The following is a 976-nucleotide window of genomic DNA, read 5'->3' as shown; positions in this document are numbered from 1 at the left end:
GCTTTCAAAACCTTTATCTCTTCTAAACTAATATCGACTGCTTCGTCGTAGGTCATATTCAGTAGGTCTTTATGTTTCGTTTTGAATTCTTCAACACTCAGCCATGTTTCTTTGTCGTCTTCGCTGATTTGGCCGTCAATGACAGATGCTACCTCAATCGCCATGATATAAAGAGCACGCTTGTCAACCGTTAAAATATCTAGATGAGTGGAAATAATTCGCAAATAATTACCTTTCTCACGCTCATCGCTTTCATAGGAATCTTCAAAATCCAATATTAGATACTCGTATTTAAATGAATTCCACGGATTATCTCCTATTTTAAAACCAGTCACCCCCCAACGTTCATCATTTGAAGAAAATTTGTCCAAACTAACGCTAAAATAGAAATCATCATCACGTGCGTAAGAAAAACCAACTTCCACACCTTTGCGTTCTTTGAACCACATTTTCCAAGGAAATTCTATACAGGTTTGGTATATACTAGTTTCGTAGTTACCTTTAAGATATAGTCTCACTCGTCTTCCTCATCGTCATAAACTCGTTCACCATGGATTTGGATGTACTCCTCACGCTTCCTATCCAATTCTTCCCAGATGGGATCATCAATAGCATCAATCGTTTGAATTTCTTCCAAACTCATCTCATTTGCTTCATCAAAGGTTAGAGATAAGATATCTTGGTACTTTTCCTTGAATTCCTCGATTGTTAGCCATGTTTTCTTATCATCTTCACTAATTTGTCCATCAATAGCAATCGCAATTTCAAGCGCCATAATATACATAGCACGTTTATCAACTGTTAAAACATCCAAATAATTAGAAGCGATTCTTAGATATTTTCCCTTTTCTCTACCGTCGCTTTCATAACTTCCCTCATAATCCAAATCAATATTTTCATATTTTTGGGAATTTATTGCACTGCCACCTTTAACCTTGGCATCTTTCCAACGAGAGCCACTTGCTCCCCACTTATC

At 36.9% G+C, this 976-nt stretch carries 2 protein-coding genes; both read right to left on the bottom strand.

Going from position 1 to position 976, the window contains the following annotated elements; translation table 11 throughout:
- Positions 1-518 (bottom strand): hypothetical protein (locus GMD6S_RS11480; protein ID WP_001242123.1); only part of this gene is annotated, 518 nt, incomplete at its 3' end.
- A partial coding sequence (locus tag GMD6S_RS12885; RefSeq protein WP_000001844.1) for a hypothetical protein occupies positions 515-976 on the bottom strand: 462 nt, incomplete at its 5' end. The genes GMD6S_RS12885 and GMD6S_RS11480, both read right to left, overlap by 4 nt.

This window comes from Streptococcus sp. GMD6S, from assembly GCF_000297015.1.
The sequence above is the reverse complement of the archived record's forward strand: the minus strand, read 5'-3'. Positions and strand labels throughout refer to the sequence as shown.